21 protein-coding genes are annotated in these 17475 nt (G+C 60.6%); 16 read left to right on the plus strand and 5 right to left on the minus strand.

Going from position 1 to position 17475, the window contains the following annotated elements; all coding sequences use genetic code 11:
• The first annotated feature begins 80 nt into the window (after window positions 1-80).
• From YA0848_RS16635 to YA0848_RS16665, 7 genes are all read left to right on the plus strand, one after another.
• Window positions 81-797, plus strand: coding sequence for a TetR/AcrR family transcriptional regulator (locus YA0848_RS16635; RefSeq protein ID WP_034096200.1), 717 nt, complete (start codon window positions 81-83; stop codon window positions 795-797).
• A 15-nt stretch (window positions 798-812) separates the two neighbouring features.
• Window positions 813-1361, plus strand: coding sequence for a hypothetical protein (locus YA0848_RS16640; RefSeq protein ID WP_034112094.1), 549 nt, complete (start codon window positions 813-815; stop codon window positions 1359-1361).
• Window positions 1362-1382: 21 nt separating this feature from the next.
• Window positions 1383-2660 (plus strand): flavohemoglobin expression-modulating QEGLA motif protein, encoded by a 1278-nt coding sequence (locus YA0848_RS16645; protein WP_034096202.1) that lies wholly within the window; start codon window positions 1383-1385, stop codon window positions 2658-2660.
• Window positions 2661-2687: 27 nt separating this feature from the next.
• Window positions 2688-3593, plus strand: a complete 906-nt coding sequence (locus YA0848_RS16650) for an alpha/beta hydrolase (protein ID WP_034112098.1) — start codon at window positions 2688-2690, stop codon at window positions 3591-3593.
• Window positions 3590-3916: a hypothetical protein gene (locus tag YA0848_RS16655; RefSeq protein WP_003172217.1), complete on the plus strand. Its 327-nt coding sequence runs from the start codon at window positions 3590-3592 to the stop codon at window positions 3914-3916. The genes YA0848_RS16650 and YA0848_RS16655 overlap by 4 nt, the downstream gene beginning before the upstream one ends.
• Window positions 3917-4083: 167 nt before the next feature.
• On the plus strand, window positions 4084-4431 hold the full coding sequence (locus YA0848_RS16660) for a hypothetical protein (RefSeq protein WP_034096204.1): 348 nt from the start codon (window positions 4084-4086) through the stop codon (window positions 4429-4431).
• Between the two features lie 146 nt (window positions 4432-4577).
• Window positions 4578-4811 carry a hypothetical protein gene (locus YA0848_RS16665; RefSeq protein WP_080758681.1) on the plus strand — a complete coding sequence of 78 codons (234 nt, stop codon included), beginning with the start codon at window positions 4578-4580 and terminating at the stop codon, window positions 4809-4811.
• A gap of 29 nt (window positions 4812-4840) precedes the next feature.
• Here YA0848_RS16665 and YA0848_RS16670 read toward each other — a convergent pair whose 3' ends face one another.
• The 3 genes from YA0848_RS16670 to YA0848_RS16680 all read right to left on the minus strand — a co-directional run bounded on the left by YA0848_RS16670 (window position 4841) and on the right by YA0848_RS16680 (window position 6734).
• Window positions 4841-5626, minus strand: a complete 786-nt coding sequence (locus YA0848_RS16670; protein WP_034096205.1) for an OmpA family protein — start codon at window positions 5624-5626, stop codon at window positions 4841-4843.
• Window positions 5627-5681: 55 nt separating this feature from the next.
• Window positions 5682-6107, minus strand: coding sequence for a DUF4398 domain-containing protein (locus YA0848_RS16675; protein WP_184316374.1), 426 nt, complete (start codon window positions 6105-6107; stop codon window positions 5682-5684).
• 282 nt (window positions 6108-6389) lie between these two features.
• On the minus strand, window positions 6390-6734 hold the full coding sequence (locus YA0848_RS16680; RefSeq protein WP_034096207.1) for a hypothetical protein: 345 nt from the start codon (window positions 6732-6734) through the stop codon (window positions 6390-6392).
• Window positions 6735-6914: 180 nt separating this feature from the next.
• Between YA0848_RS16680 and ppc the strand changes: the two genes are divergently transcribed.
• The 7 genes from ppc to YA0848_RS16715 all read left to right on the plus strand — a co-directional run bounded on the left by ppc (window position 6915) and on the right by YA0848_RS16715 (window position 14133).
• Window positions 6915-9560: a phosphoenolpyruvate carboxylase gene (gene ppc, locus YA0848_RS16685; RefSeq protein ID WP_169903662.1), complete on the plus strand. Its 2646-nt coding sequence runs from the start codon at window positions 6915-6917 to the stop codon at window positions 9558-9560.
• A 279-nt stretch (window positions 9561-9839) separates the two neighbouring features.
• The gene (gene adk / locus YA0848_RS16690) at window positions 9840-10487 is read left to right on the plus strand and encodes an adenylate kinase (RefSeq protein WP_034096209.1); all 648 of its coding nucleotides are present in this window, start codon (window positions 9840-9842) and stop codon (window positions 10485-10487) included.
• A gap of 90 nt (window positions 10488-10577) precedes the next feature.
• Window positions 10578-11264 carry a tRNA (adenosine(37)-N6)-threonylcarbamoyltransferase complex dimerization subunit type 1 TsaB gene (gene tsaB, locus YA0848_RS16695; RefSeq protein ID WP_034096210.1) on the plus strand — a complete coding sequence of 229 codons (687 nt, stop codon included), beginning with the start codon at window positions 10578-10580 and terminating at the stop codon, window positions 11262-11264.
• A 149-nt stretch (window positions 11265-11413) separates the two neighbouring features.
• Entirely contained in the window at window positions 11414-11716 is a 303-nt protein-coding gene (locus YA0848_RS16700) for a hypothetical protein (protein WP_034096211.1), read from the plus strand.
• The gene (locus YA0848_RS16705) at window positions 11716-12576 is read left to right on the plus strand and encodes a DUF72 domain-containing protein (RefSeq protein WP_169903663.1); all 861 of its coding nucleotides are present in this window, start codon (window positions 11716-11718) and stop codon (window positions 12574-12576) included. The genes YA0848_RS16700 and YA0848_RS16705 overlap by 1 nt, the downstream gene beginning before the upstream one ends.
• A gap of 27 nt (window positions 12577-12603) precedes the next feature.
• Window positions 12604-13431, plus strand: a complete 828-nt coding sequence (locus YA0848_RS16710) for an isocitrate lyase/PEP mutase family protein (RefSeq protein ID WP_034096213.1) — start codon at window positions 12604-12606, stop codon at window positions 13429-13431.
• Window positions 13432-13434: 3 nt separating this feature from the next.
• Entirely contained in the window at window positions 13435-14133 is a 699-nt protein-coding gene (locus tag YA0848_RS16715) for an extensin-like domain-containing protein (protein ID WP_047881552.1), read from the plus strand.
• Between the two features lie 3 nt (window positions 14134-14136).
• Here the strand turns inward: YA0848_RS16715 and YA0848_RS16720 are convergent, their stop codons facing one another.
• Window positions 14137-14757, minus strand: a complete 621-nt coding sequence (locus YA0848_RS16720) for a hypothetical protein (RefSeq protein WP_034096215.1) — start codon at window positions 14755-14757, stop codon at window positions 14137-14139.
• Between the two features lie 96 nt (window positions 14758-14853).
• On the opposite strand from YA0848_RS16720, the gene YA0848_RS16725 reads away from it, so the two are divergent.
• Entirely contained in the window at window positions 14854-15636 is a 783-nt protein-coding gene (locus YA0848_RS16725) for a class I SAM-dependent methyltransferase (RefSeq protein ID WP_047881551.1), read from the plus strand.
• Window positions 15637-15642: 6 nt separating this feature from the next.
• Here the strand turns inward: YA0848_RS16725 and YA0848_RS16730 are convergent, their stop codons facing one another.
• Window positions 15643-16278, minus strand: a complete 636-nt coding sequence (locus YA0848_RS16730; protein ID WP_047881550.1) for a TetR/AcrR family transcriptional regulator — start codon at window positions 16276-16278, stop codon at window positions 15643-15645.
• A 93-nt stretch (window positions 16279-16371) separates the two neighbouring features.
• Between YA0848_RS16730 and YA0848_RS16735 the strand changes: the two genes are divergently transcribed.
• Entirely contained in the window at window positions 16372-17472 is a 1101-nt protein-coding gene (locus YA0848_RS16735) for an efflux RND transporter periplasmic adaptor subunit (protein WP_034112102.1), read from the plus strand.
• Window positions 17473-17475 lie beyond the last annotated feature (3 nt).

The following is a 17475-nucleotide window of genomic DNA, read 5'->3' on the forward strand; positions in this document are numbered from 1 at the left end:
GGCCGTCCCCTATGCCGATGTGGCGTCTATAAGCGTCAAGCAAACAGCGCCAGGTTTTGATCTGTTCAAGGATGTGAGTCGTGAACCGCGTAACCGCACAAGAAGGCGCCGCCGGCATTGCTGCTGCCGTGGCTGAAAGCGTCCAGTACCAGGGCCGCAAGGCCAGTCGCCAAGGCAGCGAGCAGCGCAGGCAAGACATTTTGGATGCGGCCATGCGCATCGTGGTGCGCGATGGTGTGCGGGCTGTGCGTCATCGTGCGGTGGCCGCCGAAGCGGGGGTGCCGCTGTCGGCGACCACCTACTACTTCAAGGATATCGACGACCTGCTCACCGACACCTTCGCCCAATACGTGGAACGCAGCGCCGCGTTCATGGGTAAATTGTGGGTGCGTAACGAGGGCCTGCTGCGCGAAATGGTCGCTTATGGCGATGGCAGCCCGCAGTCGCGCTCCCAGTTGGCGGACGACATCGCCCGCTTGACCGCCGATTACGTGATGCGTCAATTGACCAACCGCCGCGAGCACTTGATGGCCGAACAGGCCTTCCGTCAGGAAGCCTTGCTCAACCCGCGCCTGGCGGAACTGGTGCGCTCCCATCAACAGATCCTGCTGCAGGGCACCGGGCAGTTTTTCCAGGTATTGGGTTCCCGCGAGCCGCAACAGGATGCCAAAGTGTTGACGGCGATAATCGGTCGGATGGAATATCAGGGCCTGCTGGGCGGCCCAGAGCCTCTGACCGCTGACGAGATGCTTGAGATTCTCAAGCGTTACATGCATTTGGTGTTGGCCTCGGTCTGACACCGGGGGAGTCCAATGAAAACCTGGCGTTTGGCGGTACTGGCCCTGTCGTTCCTATTGCTCGGTGGTTGCCTGGTAACGTTCAAGGACCCGTTGCCCGCCCATGAGGCGGCGCCGGATGAATTGCTGGGCCATTGGACCAGCAAGAATGCCTGGGGCGAACCGCTCAATCTGCAAATCAGCCGCGTCGGTGAGCACCGCTATAAAGCGGTGAGCTACCCTAAAGCCTCGCCGGCCCAGCGCGATGAGTACCTGTTTACCGTTTCGCGCCATGGCAGCCGCTGGTACCTGTCGGCACCGTTGCCCGCCAGGTTGGGAGGGCATTACTTCCTGGCGGGGTTCGAGTTCGACGATAAGCACGAATTGGTGGTCTATAACCTCGATCTCGAACAGATTCACCAGGCTATCGGGCAACAGGTACTGCATGGCAGCACCGTGGATACCGTCGAAGGCGCCGGTGTACTGATCGACAGCGCCATGAGCCAGGTATTTGCCTACCTGGATGATCCGGCCAATGCCGATGTGTTCGTTGAAGCCGTGCGCTACCGGCGCGCGGGTCGATAACGTTTAAAGAGGAAGTACCGGGTGGACGATTACCAGCAGACGATACGCACCTTGTCCGATCGCATTGTGCTGGCGCAAACCCCGATCCGCGTCCTCGACGCCGTGAAGTGGGACGAGAACATCCGTCAAGGGTTTCTCAATGCCAAGGGCAAAGCCATGCCGGCCGTGGATCGCGACTATTACCTGAACCGGCCGCTGTCGTTCGATTCCAGCGCGGTGAAGCTGGAATTCCAGAATATCGAGCGTGACATCACCCGCCGGCTCGGCCAATTCAGCCCGGTGGGGCAGATCATGCGTCGCATGTGCAAGGAATACCGCATGGTGGTGCGCATGCTGGAGGCCCGCGGCACCGAGGACTTCGGGCTGATCTCCCAAGAGCTGTACGGCGCCGCCTCCGATGCGTTCCACGCCGGCGACCCGACCCTGGCCGATCTGGGCCTGATGCTGTCCGATTACCTGAACAACATCGACGGCCGTGGCGACCTCAAGGACGAAGCCAAGACCCTGACCGCCAAGGACGCCGTGGCCCTGCTGCAAACCCGTCTGAACAAGGTATTCGGCGAGGCCGAAGAAACCATTCGTGTGTTCGAGTCCGACGGTATCGTCGCCGACGCGGCGGCGGGTGCCGACTACATCAAGATCCGCGCCGACGCGATGTTCAACGACCGCGATGTGCGCGCCTTGGAAGTGCATGAAGGCCTGGTGCATGTGGGCACCACCCTCAACGGCCAGAACCAGCCGATCTGCACATTCCTGTCCAAGGGCCCGCCGTCGTCCACCGTGACCCAGGAAGGTCTGGCGATCCTGATGGAGATCATTACCTTCGCCTCCTACCCCAGCCGCCTGCGCAAATTGACCAACCGCACGCGGGCCATCCATATGGTGGAGGAGGGCGCCGACTTCCTGCAGGTATTTGAGTTCTTCCGCGAACAAGGCTTTGAGATGGCGGAAAGCTATGGCAACGCCAGCCGCGTATTCCGTGGCTCGGTGCCAACCGGTCTGCCGTTCACCAAGGATTTGTCCTACCTCAAGGGCTTTATCATGGTCTACAACTACATCCAGTTGGCTGTGCGTAAAGGCAAGCTGGAACAAGTGCCGCTGCTGTTCTGCGGCAAGACCACCCTGGAGGACATGCGTACCCTGCGCCAACTGGTGGACGAAGGCCTGGTGGTGCCGCCCAAGTACCTGCCCGAGCAATTCCGTGACATGAACGCCCTGGCGGCGTGGATGTGCTTTTCCAACTTCCTCAACCATCTGAGCCTGGATCGGATCGAGGCTGACTACTCCAATATCCTTTAAATGCTGTTATTTGCGAGGCTTCAACGGATGAGAATCCTCGGCATTCTGTGCCTGCTCCTCACACTGAACGGCTGTAGCTCGCTGCTGTTCTACCCCGAACCCGGCCTGCCGTTCACGCCACAAAAAGCACACTTGGACTACCGCGACGTCACCTTGACCACCGCCGATGGCGTCAAGCTGCATGCTTGGTGGTTGCCGGCCAAGCCCGGCGTGCCGCTCAAGGGCACGGTGCTGCACCTGCACGGCAACGGTGGCAATTTGGCCTGGCATCTGGGCGGCAGTTGGTGGTTACCGGAGCAGGGGTATCAAGTGTTGCTGCTGGACTATCGCGGTTATGGGCTGTCGGAAGGCAAGCCCTCATTGCCGGCGATTTATCAGGACGTGGACGCGGCTTTCAGCTGGCTCGACAAGGCCCCCGAAACCCAGGGGCAGCCGCTGATTGTGCTCGGCCAAAGCCTGGGCGGCGCGCTGGCCGTGCATTACTTGGCGGCGCACCCGCAGCGTCAGACCCAGCTCAAAGCGCTGGTGCTGGACGGCGTACCGGCTAGTTATCGTGACGTAGGACAATTCGCGCTGAGCACCTCCTGGCTAACATGGCCATTGCAAGTGCCCTTATCCTGGCTCGTGCCCGACGCGGACAGTGCGATCAACGCCATGCCCCAGTTGAGTGGCGTGCCGAAACTGTTGTTTCACAGCCTCGATGACCCGATCGTGCCCGTGGCCAATGGCATCCGCTTGTATCAGGCGGCGCCGCCGCCCAGAGTCTTGCAATTGACCCGGGGCGGGCATGTGCAGACCTTTGCCGATAAAACCTGGCAAACCGTGATGCTGCGCTATCTGGATGACCCGCAACATTTCAATGGCCTGCGGCGCCTGGGCGAAATTCCAAACTATCCGACTCCTAACGTTGATCCATCAGAGAGCCCGCAATGAGCGAAGAACGCAACATGATCCCGCTGATCCTCACCGGCATCGGCACCATCATCGGTACCGTCGGTTGCCTGTGGTACTACGGCTACCTGCACTTCGCCAAACCGGAAGATGCGTTGCTGCTCAGTGACTTCACCATGCTCAAGACCGTGCCGGGCGAGGATTACAAGATCTCCCTGACTCCGGCCGCCCAAGTGGCGCAGTGCGTCGATGGCGTGCTGGTGATGTTTGATACCGAGCAGAAAGGCTTGAGTGGCGTGCTGGTGAACAACAAGAAGCAAGCCGTGCGCTGCATGGGGCAGGAAACGCCGCAGTTGCAGCAGTAAGCTTTCACATCATTGTTGTGGGAAAACGCCACGAGACTTGGTGATTAAGTCTTCAGTGCAATGGTAAACCTGCGCAACCCGGAACTGTCTCGATTAACCGGCCACAGATTCTGGACTGATTGGTATCACTGATCGGTCTTTATTTCAGTTATGTGGAGTTAGCATCTATGGCAGCTATTAATGGACCGTCGAGTGTTGGGAATGCGGGCTATGCCGGCGCAGTGGGGCAAGATAGTCTCGATCAGCAGATCCAAGATACACGAAACAAAATTCAACAACTGCAATCGCAAGGTTCCCAAGGTGGATCGGGAAGCAGTGGTGCCGGTGGCGGCGAAACCCTTGAGGAGCTTTTGAAGCTGCTGAATAAGCTACTTGAACAAAAAAAGAATGAAGGGGCAAAGAGCGGTCAAGAAGCTCAAAGCGGCAACGCTCAGCAAGACGGTCAATCTGGCGCGCAGTCTGCCTCTCAAATCCAGCAGGGAGACTATCAGGGGAACACCCCGGTATCTTTCTGACTGCCGTCTCACAAAAGCAGCTCTCGCCGATGGGCTTTTTATCGCGCTTGTAGCGATCAGTCCAAGAACAAGTTGGCGCTGGCGGTAGTCACTGGCGACGGAATTAACTGGAACCCTATCGCGTATTCAAACCACAGAAAGCGGAGTTGCTTACACAGATCGAGGCTGAGAACGTGGCGATACGGATTGCTGCAATCGACAACATGCTGGACATGATCAGAGGGCATCAGACGCTGGAAAGGCGAGATGCTCGGGATCATGAGCTTGCGCAACTGATGGACAAGCTATCGCAAAATACCTACGGTTCCAGAATTGAAATGCCCGCTGAGGATACTCATCGCACTATCGAGTTTGGCGAACCGAAAAAAAACCCACCGTAAGGTGGGTTTTTCTATCCAAGCTCAATCAATCAGTTCGCCATCGACGAACGTGGCTTGACCGGTTGGTTGTCGTTGGAGATGGTCACTTCAACGCGGCGGTTCATGGCGCGGCCCGATGCACTGCTATTGTCGGCAACCGGATATTCCTTGCCATAGCCCTGGGTCACGATGCGCGAAATATCCACACCTTGCTGAGCCAGTGCGCGTTGTACGGACGCTGCACGGCGCTCCGACAGGCTCTGGTTGTAGGAATCGGAACCGGTGCTGTCGGTATAGCCTTCGACGATCACTTTACGATCTGGATTGTCGCGCAGGAACTGAGCCAGTTTGGTGATATTCACCAGACCACTGGATTTCAGGTCGGATTTGTTGGTGGCGAACAGTACGTCACCGAAAGTCACCAGCGTACCGCGATCGGTCTGCTTGGCGTTCAGGCTATCCTGCAGCTGCTTGATCTGCGCATCGCGAGCATCCAGCAGGGCGCGAGCGCGTTCGTCACCGGCGTTTTTCAGCTTGGCTTCGGATTCGCGCAGGGCGATGGTGTCTTTGGCCACTTCAACGCGCTGATTGGTCAGGTAAGCCAACTGGTCGACCTTCTTCTGGTCTTCCTTGTCGCGGTAGGCTTTGTCGGCCTTATCCAGCCATTCCTGAGCGTCCTTGGTTTCCAGCGCCGCAAGCTTGGTGGCTTGAGGGTTGGTTTGCAGGGCGGAGAAGTTGGTGCGGGCGTTTTCCAGGTTGGCGTTCGGCGGGGTGGAGCAGGCCGCCAAGGCAACGCTCATTGCCAACAGGGCAGGGATCATCAGTTGTTTACGCATAATCGTGTCGTCCTTTCAATTCAGTATCGGGTGCGGTGCGATCAAGGGGCTCGGTTTATTTCTGCTGGATAGCAGCCGGGCGCATACCTTCCTTACGCAACTCGTCAACGGCCTTCTGGGAATCCTTTACCGCTTGCTCAGCTTTGGCAGCCTGGGCTTTACGTTCTGCGACACGGGCGTCCCACTCGGCTTGCTCAGCCAACGTACGAGCCTTCTCGTAGTTTTTGTCGTGCATCGCGATCTCAGCTTCTTTGAGCTTGTCCTGAGCCGACTTCATTTCTACAGCGGCGTACTCGGTGCCGCCGGCGCTGACAGCGCTGTTGACCGCCGACTGGGTCACTGCGTACTGCTCAGTCGGAGGGTTACCGGCGCAGCCAGCCAGAACGAAGCTGGTACCGATTGCCAGCGCGGCCAATTTAAGCCCGCGCAGATGGTTAAACGAGGATTTGGCAGTGCTGGTCTTCATCGTCTTCAACTCCATTGGATAACTCCTGAAAAACATCAAAATCCATCTCAGTCAGCGAACGGCTGCGAGCCCGGTCGTAAAGCGCCTGGTGCTCTTTCAAACGGCTGTTCCAAGTGATGGCTTACTGGCTGTGACCGGAGGCTTTTTTCAAAAGTTCAGACGAGATGGCGATTTGCCTAAAAAAATAACTGACTGAGCGGTCAGCGAAAAAAATTGGAACTTTTGCAGTGCCAGGAAGTATTTCGGGCCTGCAATAGGCCCGGAATACAAGGAGAGGGTGGATTAAACGACAGCAGATCAGTGCTTCGATTCGTCCGCACTGGTAGACAAATCATGTAGATAGCGACGCGAAAGCGACAAAAAGCGCGGGGTAGGGCCGACGTCTTCGTACAGCGGGTCGCCCTCTTCATCGGTCGCAATCACCTGCTGACCTTTGATATAGGGAAAGCTGGCTTCCAGCTCTTCAAGGGCGGCGCCGATCAGCTCGCCCAGCAGCTCTTCGGTGTTGCGCTTGGGGTACATCTCGGCGATGGCCGCCAGCCGGGCGGCGGACTCCACGTCCAGGTGGATCGCATATTCGGTCTTGGTCAAGCGACCCTTGGCGTTCTCTTCCCAATGCTGGGCCAATTCTCGGATTTTCATGGCAACCTCAATAAAACCCACGGCAAGCGGGCGGTGATGAGTGACCAGCCGTTCGCCTATCGCGACGGCTTACGGTTGAGACTAGCTGCAACCCACAAGGTTTAAAGTCTTGTCATAAAACAACGCGGGCGGCACTCTGGCAGATCTGCGCGTCCCGGATTTCTGGCTGGAGATTGGCTGATGAGTGATATCGATGCACGCTTGCGTGAGGATGTTCACCTGCTGGGTGAATTGTTGGGCAACACCATTCGAGAGCAGTACGGCGATGATTTTCTCGACAAGATCGAGCAGATCCGCAAAGGCGCCAAGGCCGATCGGCGTGGCGCCGACTCTGAGAAAACCGCCGGCGATGAACTGAGCGCCAGCCTCAATCAGTTGCAGGAAGACGAACTGCTGCCGGTGGCGCGGGCGTTCAACCAGTTTCTCAATCTGGCCAATATCGCCGAGCAGTATCAGTTGATTCACCGTCGCGATGAGTCGCAACCGGCACCCTTCGAGGCGCGCGTGCTGCCCGAGCTGCTGGCGCGCCTGCAACGCGAAGGCCACAGCAACGAATCCCTGGCCCGCCAGTTGGCGCGCGTGGAAATCGAGCTGGTCCTCACCGCCCACCCGACCGAAGTGGCGCGCCGCACCTTGATCCAGAAGTACGACGCCATCGCCGCGCAGTTGGCCTTGCAGGATCACCGCGACCTCACCACCGCCGAGCGCGAGCAGATCCGCCAACGCCTGCAACGATTGATCGCCGAGGCCTGGCACACCGAAGAAATCCGCCGCACCCGCCCCACGCCGGTGGATGAAGCCAAGTGGGGCTTCGCGGTGATCGAGCATTCGCTGTGGCATGCCATCCCCAACTATTTGCGCAAGGCCGATCAGGCGTTGCACGCGGCCACCGGCCTGCGCCTGCCCCTGGAAGCGGCGCCGATTCGCTTTGCATCGTGGATGGGCGGCGACCGTGACGGCAACCCGAATGTCACCGCGCCGGTCACCCGCGAAGTCTTGCTGCTGGCGCGGTGGATGGCGGCCGACCTGTACCTGCGCGATATCGATCAGTTGGCTTCCGAGCTGTCCATGCGCCACGCCAGCCCAGCGTTGCAGGCCAAGGTCGGCGACAGCGTCGAGCCGTACCGGGCCGTGCTCAAGCAACTGCGCGACCGCTTGCGCGCCACGCGGCAATGGGCCCACACCGCGTTGAGCAGCAGCACACCGGCGCCCGCTGAGGTGTTGCAGAACAACCGTGACCTGCTTGAGCCGCTGGAGCGGTGCTATCAGTCGCTGCATGAATGCGGCATGGGCGTGATCGCCGACGGGCCGCTGCTCGATTGCCTGCGCCGCGCCGTGACGTTTGGCCTGTTCCTGGTGCGTCTGGATGTCCGCCAGGATTCCAGCCGACACTCGTCAGCCATGACGGAGATCACCGATTACCTCGGCCTGGGTCGCTACGAAGACTGGGATGAGGACGCGCGCATCAGCTTCTTGATGAAGGAGTTGACTAACCGTCGTCCGTTGCTGCCGGGGTATTTCAAACCGTCGGCCGACACCGCCGAAGTGCTCAACACCTGTAAGGAAATTGCCGCGGCCCCGGCGGCTTCGTTGGGCTCGTATGTCATCTCCATGGCCGGTGCGGCGTCGGATGTGCTGGCGGTGCAATTGCTGCTTAAAGAGTCGGGTGTACAGCGGCCAATGCGCGTGGTGCCGTTGTTCGAAACCCTGGCCGACCTGGATAACGCCGGCCCGGTGATCGAGCAATTGTTGCAACTGCCGGGTTATCGCGCGCGTCTGCAAGGCCCGCAGGAAGTGATGATCGGCTACTCCGACTCGGCCAAGGACGCCGGCACCACCGCTGCCGCCTGGGCGCAATACCGGGCGCAGGAGCGCCTGGTGGATATTTGCCGCGAACAGCAAGTGGAGCTGCTGTTGTTCCATGGTCGCGGTGGCACCGTGGGCCGTGGCGGCGGCCCGGCCCACGCGGCGATCCTGTCGCAGCCACCGGGCTCGGTGGCCGGGCGTTTCCGCACCACCGAACAAGGCGAAATGATCCGCTTCAAGTTCGGTCTGCCGGACATCGCGGAGCAGAACCTCAACCTTTACTTGGCTGCAGTGCTGGAAGCAACGCTGTTGCCGCCGCCACCGCCCGAGCCGGCCTGGCGTCATTTGATGGACGAATTGGCCGCGGATGGTGTGAGGGCTTACCGCGCGGTGGTGCGAGAAAATCCGCAATTCGTCGAGTATTTCCGCCAGTCCACCCCCGAACAGGAGCTGGGCCGCCTGCCGCTGGGCAGCCGTCCAGCCAAGCGGCGTGCGGGCGGTATCGAAAGCCTGCGCGCCATCCCTTGGATTTTCGGTTGGACCCAGACACGCTTGATGCTGCCGGCCTGGCTCGGCTGGGAAGCGGCGTTGAGCAATGCCCTGGCGCGGGGTGAAGGTGAGTTGTTGGGGCAGATGCGCGAACAGTGGCCTTTCTTCCGCACCCGCATCGATATGCTGGAAATGGTGCTGGCCAAGGCCGATGCCGATATCGCGCGTCTCTATGATGAGCGTCTGGTGCAGCCCGATTTGTTGCCATTAGGTGCGCACTTACGCGACCTATTGTCGCAGGCGTGCTCGGTGGTGCTCGGTCTGACCGGCCAGTCGCAGCTGCTGGCCCACAGCCCTGACACCCTGGAGTTCATCCGCCTGCGCAACACCTACCTTGACCCCTTGCATCTGTTGCAGGCCGAGCTGCTGGCGCGCTCGCGCCGGCAGGAAGCCGCGCAGGACAGCCCTCTGGAACAGGCGCTGCTGGTGTCCGTGGCCGGTATCGCGGCCGGCTTGCGCAACACCGGCTGAGGTTTTTCGCATGTTCTCAATGGCTTGCGCTTGAACCACGCTGGCCGCCCGGAACCGGGCGGTCATCGTTCAAGGTGCCGGGTTGCACTCTGGAATACCCTACCTATGACGCATGCGCGGCGCGGGTTCTTCCGACTTTTGGCGGCTTGTGTGGTTAGGGCCTGCTGTGTATCTTGATCAGCCTTTGGCCGTTTGGGCGGCCCGAATCACATTTTTACGCGATTGGCCCCACGCGGCGAATCCGAGCGTCATCTCTATAAAAAATTGAGGAGCACATCGATGCGCGTCATTCTGCTGGGAGCTCCCGGGGCCGGTAAAGGTACTCAGGCAAAGTTCATCACTGAAAAATTCGGCATTCCACAAATCTCCACCGGTGACATGCTGCGCGCTGCGGTAAAAGCAGGCACCGAGCTGGGCATCAAGGCCAAGAGCATCATGGACGCCGGTGGCCTGGTTTCCGATGACCTGATCATTGCCCTGGTCAAGGACCGTATCGCGCAGCCTGACTGTGCCAACGGTTTCCTGTTCGACGGTTTCCCGCGCACCATTCCTCAGGCCGAAGCTTTGGTCACGGCCGGTGTCGAGCTGGACGCCGTGGTTGAAATCGCGGTGGAAGACGAAGAAATCGTCCAGCGTATCGCAGGCCGTCGCGTTCACGAGGCCTCGGGTCGCGTGTACCACACCGTCTACAACCCGCCGAAAGTTGAAGGCAAAGACGATGTCACCGGTGAAGACCTGGTACAGCGCAAGGACGACACCGAAGAAACCGTGCGTCATCGCCTGTCGGTCTACCATTCCCAGACCAAGCCGCTGGTGGATTTCTACCAGAAGCTGTCCGCTGCCAACGGCAAGCCGAAGTACAGCCATATCCCTGGCGTCGGTTCGGTGGAAGCCATCACCGCCAAGGTGATGCAAGCCCTGAGCTGATCACCTGATCGGCGTCTCACACAACGGCCCGCTTGCGGGCCGTTGTTGTTTATACTGGCGCACTTTTTTTCGACTTGGACACCGACACCGATGAGCACCCTGCTGGCCCTGGACACCGCAACCGAAGCTTGCTCCGTTGCCTTGCTGCACGATGGCAAAGTAACCAGCCACTACGAGGTGATCCCACGCCTGCACGCGCAAAAGCTGTTGCCGATGATCAAGCAACTGCTCGAAGACGCCGGCACCACGTTAGCGGCGGTGGACGCTATTGCTTTTGGTCGCGGCCCGGGCGCCTTTACCGGTGTGCGCATTGCTATCGGCGTGGTGCAAGGCCTGGCCTTTGCCCTGGAACGCCCGGTGTTGCCGGTCTCCAATCTTGCCGTATTGGCCCAGCGCGCGTTGCGTGAGCAGGGCGCCTCGCAGGTAGCGGCCGCCATCGACGCGCGGATGGACGAAGTCTACTGGGGCTGTTACCGCGCGGTGGCCGGTGAAATGCGCCTGGTCGGCGCGGAAGCGGTGCAGCCGCCCGAAGCGTCGGCACTGCCGGAGGATGCCAGCGGCGATTGGTTCGGCGCGGGCACAGGTTGGGGGTATGGCGAGCGCATTGCGGTGAAACTGGCCGGCCAGGACGCTGCCATGTTGCCCCATGCCGAAGACCTGCTGACCCTGGCGCGTTTTGCCTTCGAGCGCGGTGAAGCGATCCCAGCCGATCAGGCGGCGCCGGTGTACTTGCGCGATAAAGTGGCGCAAACCAAGGCCGAACGCGGGCTGATTTGACGCCAAAGTGATGGCAACTTTCGCCAATCGTCAGAATTTGCCCTTGGTTTTAAACCTTTTTCAAATTATGTGTTCTAGTTATCACCAGAGCATTTGCGCGCAACGGAAGTCGCCACTAAAATGCCATCACTGATAGCGAGTTCGCATCGATGCGTATAGACGGATTTTCCTCACAGTCGTACCCCCTCAAACGTAAGCCGCGCAAGGCGAGCGTGACGGTAGACGATTCGGTCGAAGATTCGCCGGACTTCATCGAAGTCCAGTCCGAGGCGGCGACCGCTACGCAAGGTGCTGGCAGTGCGCGTATCAGCGGCCTGCCTGCCCGTCAGCAGGATATGGTCTTCCCCCGCTCCATGAGCAAAAGCGTTGCCACCGCCTTGGCCAGTTACCTGACCACCGCCGGTTTTGTCGAGTGGGATATGGAAGTGCTGGGTCTCGACGTTCATATCTGATGCTTCTGCCTTACTACCTCGGTTGCCCGTCCTGGAGTGAAAACGCCTGGCGCGAGTACCTGTACCCAGCCGATGCTCGCGCCAGCGATTACCTCGCCCTCTATTCTCAGGTCTTCAACGCCGTTGAAGGCAACACCACATTCTACGCTCGCCCCTCGGCCGCCGCCGTGCAGCGCTGGGCCGAAATCATGCCCGCCGATTTTCGCTTTACCGCCAAATTCCCCGGGGATATCAGCCACGGGGGCGATTTGCGTGAGCAATTACCGGCGGCGGAAAGTTTCGTCGGCCTGATGAGCCCGTTGGGTGAGCGCGTAGCGCCGTTATGGCTGCAACTGTCGGCCGCGTTCTCGCCGCAACGTCTGGCGGAGCTGGCCGGGTTTATCGACGGCCTGGAGCGTCCGATGGCGGTGGAAGTGCGCCATCCGGAATTTTTCGCCAAGGGCGATGCCGAGCGCATGCTTAACCGCCTGTTGCGCGACCGGGGTGTCGAGCGTATCTGCCTGGACCCCAGGGCGCTGTTCAGTTGCACCTCGACGTCGCCGGCGGTGCTGCATGCGCAATCGAAAAAGCCCAAAGTGCCGCCGCGGCCGGCTGCGCTGACTCAGTTTCCGCAGGTGCGCTTCATTGGCCATCCGGAGCTGGAGGCCAACGACCCGTTTCTGGTGCCTTGGATTGAAAAAATCGCCGGCTGGATCGAAGAGGGCCGCACTCCCTACGTGTTTCTGCACACCTCGGACAATCGCCTCGCCGCCCAATTGGCCATGCGCTTTCATACCCAACTGATGGCACGCTTGCCCGGCCTTGCACCATTACCCACGTTGGATCGCGAGCCCGAAGCGGAGCAACTGGGGTTACTCTAGGGCTCCTTTTCCCGCCAGGAGCTTGCCATGGATGCTCAAACCCTTCGCGCCGAAACCTTCAAGCGCCTGCATGAACGCGACCGCGCTTTCGTGATGCCCAACCCGTGGGACGCAGGTTCCGCCGTGATGCTTGCCAGCTTGGGGTTCGAAGCCTTGGCCACCACCAGCGCGGGTTATGCCTTCAGCCTTGGTCGGCCGGATGCGGAGGGCGCGCTGTCTCTGGACGACACCTTGCTCAACGCGCATCAGATCGCCCAGGCCACAACACTGCCGGTGGCGGCCGACTTGGAAAACGGTTTCAGCGACAGCCCGGACGGCTGCGCCCAGACCATCCTGCGTGCAGCGGCCACGGGGATTGTCGGCGGTTCCATCGAAGACGCCACTGGACACTCTGGCGACCCCATTTATGCCTTCGACCTGTCTGTGGAGCGTGTACAAGCGGCGGCTACCGCGGCCCGCAGTTTGCCGTTTGCGTTCATGCTCACCGCCCGCGCGGAAAACCTATTGCACGGTCGTCTGGACCTGCCCGATACCCTCCGCCGCCTGCAAGCCTACGCCGAGGCCGGTGCCGACGTACTTTACGCGCCGGGCCTGCGCACCGCCGATGAGGTGTTGGCGGTGGTCAAGGCGGTCGCGCCCAAACCGGTGAATGTGTTGATGTCCGGTGCGCTGAAACTCAGCGTCGCGCAATTGAGCGCCATGGGCGTCAAGCGCATCAGCGTGGGTTCGGCGATGGCGTTGGCGGCCTATGGCGAGTTCTATCGCGCGGCCCAGGAGGTCTATGAGTTGGGCACCTTTACCTTTACCGAGCGCTCGATGCCCTTCAGCACGGCCAATCAGTTTTTCAAGGTCTGACCCATGCGGTTTATCAAGGTGGTGGGTGTGCTGCTGATGCTGGGCGGCGCGGTGGTGGTCGGTGTATGGCGCGGCTGGGTGCCGTTGGCGCCGGAATGGAATCCATGGGCGCCGCTGGATGTGCGCGCCAGCCCAAACCTGTTGACGCGTTTTAAGCTGGGACGTCTGCAGGACGACCCGGCGCTGTGCGACCAGGTGCTGAAAACTTCAGGCTTGCGCGTGAGCCATCAAGCTGATTCATCCGCCGATGTCGCCTGCCCGTTGCGCAACACCTTGCGCGTGCAGGGTGCAGAGGTGGGATTGAGCAGCAGCTTTCTTGCCAGTTGCCCGCTGGCCGTGGCGTTCGCGCTGTTCGAGCGCCATAGCCTGCAACCGGCGGCGCAGACGGTGTTCGGCCAGGCGGTGACGCGGGTCGATCATCTGGGCAGTTTTGCCTGTCGCACGATGTATAACCGTGCCAACGGGCAACTGAGTCAGCACGCCTCGGCCAATGCGTTGGATATCGCCGGTTTTCGCTTGGCCGATGGGCGCAGTATCAGCGTGCTCAAGGATTGGCCGGGGGAGGGCGCGAATGCGCGGTTCCTGCGTCAGGTGCGCGACAGTGCCTGTGATGATTTCAACGTGGTGTTAAGCCCGGACTACAACGCCGCGCACCGCAATCACTTCCACTTCGATATGGGGCGCTGGTGGGTGTGTCGCTGAGGGTCAAGCGGCCAGGCGCAGGTTGTGGGTGATCAACGGGCGTGCCCAGTAGTAGTCGAAGTCCAGGGCTTTTTGCTGCTCCACCAACGCTTCTTCGGGGTAAGGCGTAGGCGGCGGTGGCAACAGGTCCAGTTCGAACTCGGCGATTGGCAAGTGCAGTGCGCGCGGTTCCGGCGCAGGACCTGGCTCCGGCAATGGCTGCCCGGCGGCCAGTACGATTGGGCGTACCCAACCGCTTTCGAAATTCTGCTGACGTTGCTGGGCGACGATTTCCTCTTCAGGAAACGGCGTCGCAGCCGGTGGCAGCAATTCGGTTTCAAATTCGGCGATGGGCAGGAACAGCGGTTCTGGCGGGGCGATTTCGGTGTCTTTGACGTCGCACTCACGCTGGGTGAGGATCTGCGACAACAGGTCAGCGCCTGCGCTGGGTTCTACCGCCGGGTCCAGCGGTGCCGTCGCCTCGGCTGCCGGCGCGTCCGGCATTTCGCCGAGCTGCTCGGCCAATGCCCGGGCGAAGAAGTCCTGCCACACATGACTCACACCGGCCAGCGCTTGAGTGTTGCGCAAGCCGTAGTGGTTGTGGGTCGGCAGTACACCGATGGTTAGGGGGAGAATGTCTGACATTTTCTTCGGTCGACGCTCAGCTCTGGCAAAATACCTGACTGTTGGTTTTATCGGCCGGTGTTGGCCGATCCTTAATATTTTTGAGCGTAGCGATTGATGAGCGAACAACCAGCGGCCAGCCGCATCCGGGTCGAGGCCATGGCCGATGCTTTCCAGGCCCGCGCCGAACAGTGGGCTGCCCAACTTGGCTTGCCGTTAGTGCTGGCGGATGCGGATTTTTCCTTGCAGGTCGGCGAACATGGCTTGCAGTTGCAGCAACTGGGGGCAGACGCGCCGGGGCCGGTGCGTGTGGACTTTGTCGAAGGCGGCGCGGCGCATCGGCGTTTATACGGCGGTGGCAGTGGGCAGATGATCGCCAAGGCCGTGGGCATCGCCCAAGGCGTACGCCCACGGGTGCTGGACGCCACCGCCGGCCTGGGCAAGGACGCCTTCGTGCTGGCGAGCCTGGGTTGCGACATGAGCCTGATCGAACGCCAGCCGTTGATTGGCGCTTTGCTCGAAGACGGCCTGGCGCGCGGCGCGGATGATTTCGAGGTGGCGCCGATCGTGGCACGCATGCAGCTGCTCAAGGGCAACTCCATCGAGGTGATGCGCAACTGGGAGGGCGAGCCTCCCCAGGTGATCTACCTCGACCCTATGTTCCCTCATCGTGAGAAAACCGCCCTGGTGAAGAAGGAGATGCGCCTGTTCCGCCCGCTGGTGGGCGATGACCCAGACGCACCGGCCTTGCTCGCCGCAGCGCTGGCCCTGGCCAGTCACCGTGTTGTGGTCAAGCGCCCGCGCAAGGCGCCGTGTATCGACGGGCCCAAGCCGAGCCATGCGCTGGATGGCAAGTCCAGCCGCTACGACATTTACCCCAAGAAAGCGCTCAAGCCCTAATAACCGCTATGGCTTGTAGGCCCGCATAAACAACCCCACCACATCCTGCACATGGGCTTCGGCGGCTTCCTCACTCAACTTGCCGCCGCAGCCATACAGCAGGCAGAAGTTCGCCGTGCCTTTGAGCAGGCAGAAGAAATGCTCGGCCGCCTTGAACGGTTTATCGATGCTCAGGGCGCCGCTCTGGTCAATGGTGCTGAGCAGGCGTTCCATGCCTTGCAACATGCGCATGGGCCCGGCTTCGAAGAAAATCTGCGAGAGTTTCACGTCCTGATTGCCGGTGGTCATCATCAGCCGATGCAGGTTCACCGACTCTTCGCTGTTGATGAGCCGATGAAAGCCACGGGCGATGGTCAGCAGGACCGTTTCCACCGGTACACCCGCGGGCATCTCGAAATACATCACCGGTAATTGTTCCTCGCACTTGGCCACGACGGCGGCGGTGAACAGGGTTTCTTTGTCGGTGAAGTGGTTGTAGACCGTGAGTTTCGACACGCCAGCCTCCAAGGCCACCGCGTCCATGCTGGTGCTGGCGTAACCATTGCTCAAAAACAGAAACTTGGCTGCTTCGAGGATTGCCTGGCGTTTTGCCATGTCCTTGGGACGCCCGGGGCTATTGGTGTTCAGAGGATTGTCGGACATTTTCACCTTTAATACTGGACTGGCGAGTTTGGTATTAATAACATACCGGCAAGTATAATTATTCCTAGCATCATTTGCGAAAGGTCCTTCAGCATGCGCAGCACTTTCCTGCCCCTTGCGTTGCCTTCGTGTCTGGTCCTCCTATTGGCCGCCTGCGGTCATGAAGAAGCGCCCCAGACCACCATCCGCCCGGCCATGGTGGTGCAGCCACAGCCTTCTGCGCAGACGACGGACAGCTACCCCGGAGAAGTGCGTGCGCGCTACGAGCCGGACCTGGCTTTTCGCATTGGCGGCAAAGTCAGTAAGCGCTGGGTGGAGGAGGGCGAGCGGGTCAAGGCCAATCAGGCGTTGGCCGAACTCGACCCTCAGGACGTGCGCCTGCAACTGGACGCTGCCCGCGCTCAGGTCGCCGCCGCCCAGGCCAACTTGAGCCTGGTGCGTGCCGAGCGTGATCGCTACAAAACTTTGCTGGATCGTCAGATGGTCAGCCGGTCCCAGTACGACAATTCCGAAAATCTTTACCGTTCGGGCGAAGCCCGCCTCAAGCAAATCAAAGCCGAGTTCGATGTGGCCAGTAACCAGGCGGCCTATGCGGTGTTGCGCGCGCCGCAGGATGGCGTGGTGGCCAAGCGTGCGGTGGAAGTCGGGCAAGTGGTGTCCGCCGGGCAAACGGTGTTCACCCTGGCCACCGATGGCGAACGTGAAGTGCTGATCAGCCTGCCCGAACAAGGCTTTGCTCGCTTCAAGATCGGCCAGCCGGTGTCTGTGGAGCTGTGGAGCCAGCCGGATCAACGCTTCGCTGGGCGCATTCGCGAGTTGTCCCCTGCCGCCGACCCCAAGTCGCGTACTTTTGCTGCGCGCGTTGCGTTTACCGGCGGCAAAGTCCCGGCGGAACTCGGCCAGAGCGCTCGCGTATTTATACAGGGCGACGGCAGTAATCCGCTGTCCGTGCCGTTGTCTGCCATCAGCGCGGAGAACGGTGAGTCCTACGTCTGGCGCGTGCAGCCGGACAACACCCTCAAGCGCACACCGGTGCGTATCGGCGCGTTCGGCGATAAAACCGTGCCGGTGCTGGAGGGCTTGAGCGCCGATGATTGGGTTATCGCAGCCGGTGTGCATGTGCTCCACGAGGGCCAGCCAGTGCGCCCGGTGGATCGCGCCAACCGTGTGGTGAATCTGGCGGCCAAGGAGTAGTCC

Source organism: Pseudomonas sp. S4_EA_1b, assembly GCF_016307435.1.
Lineage (GTDB): Bacteria > Pseudomonadota > Gammaproteobacteria > Pseudomonadales > Pseudomonadaceae > Aquipseudomonas > Aquipseudomonas rhodesiae.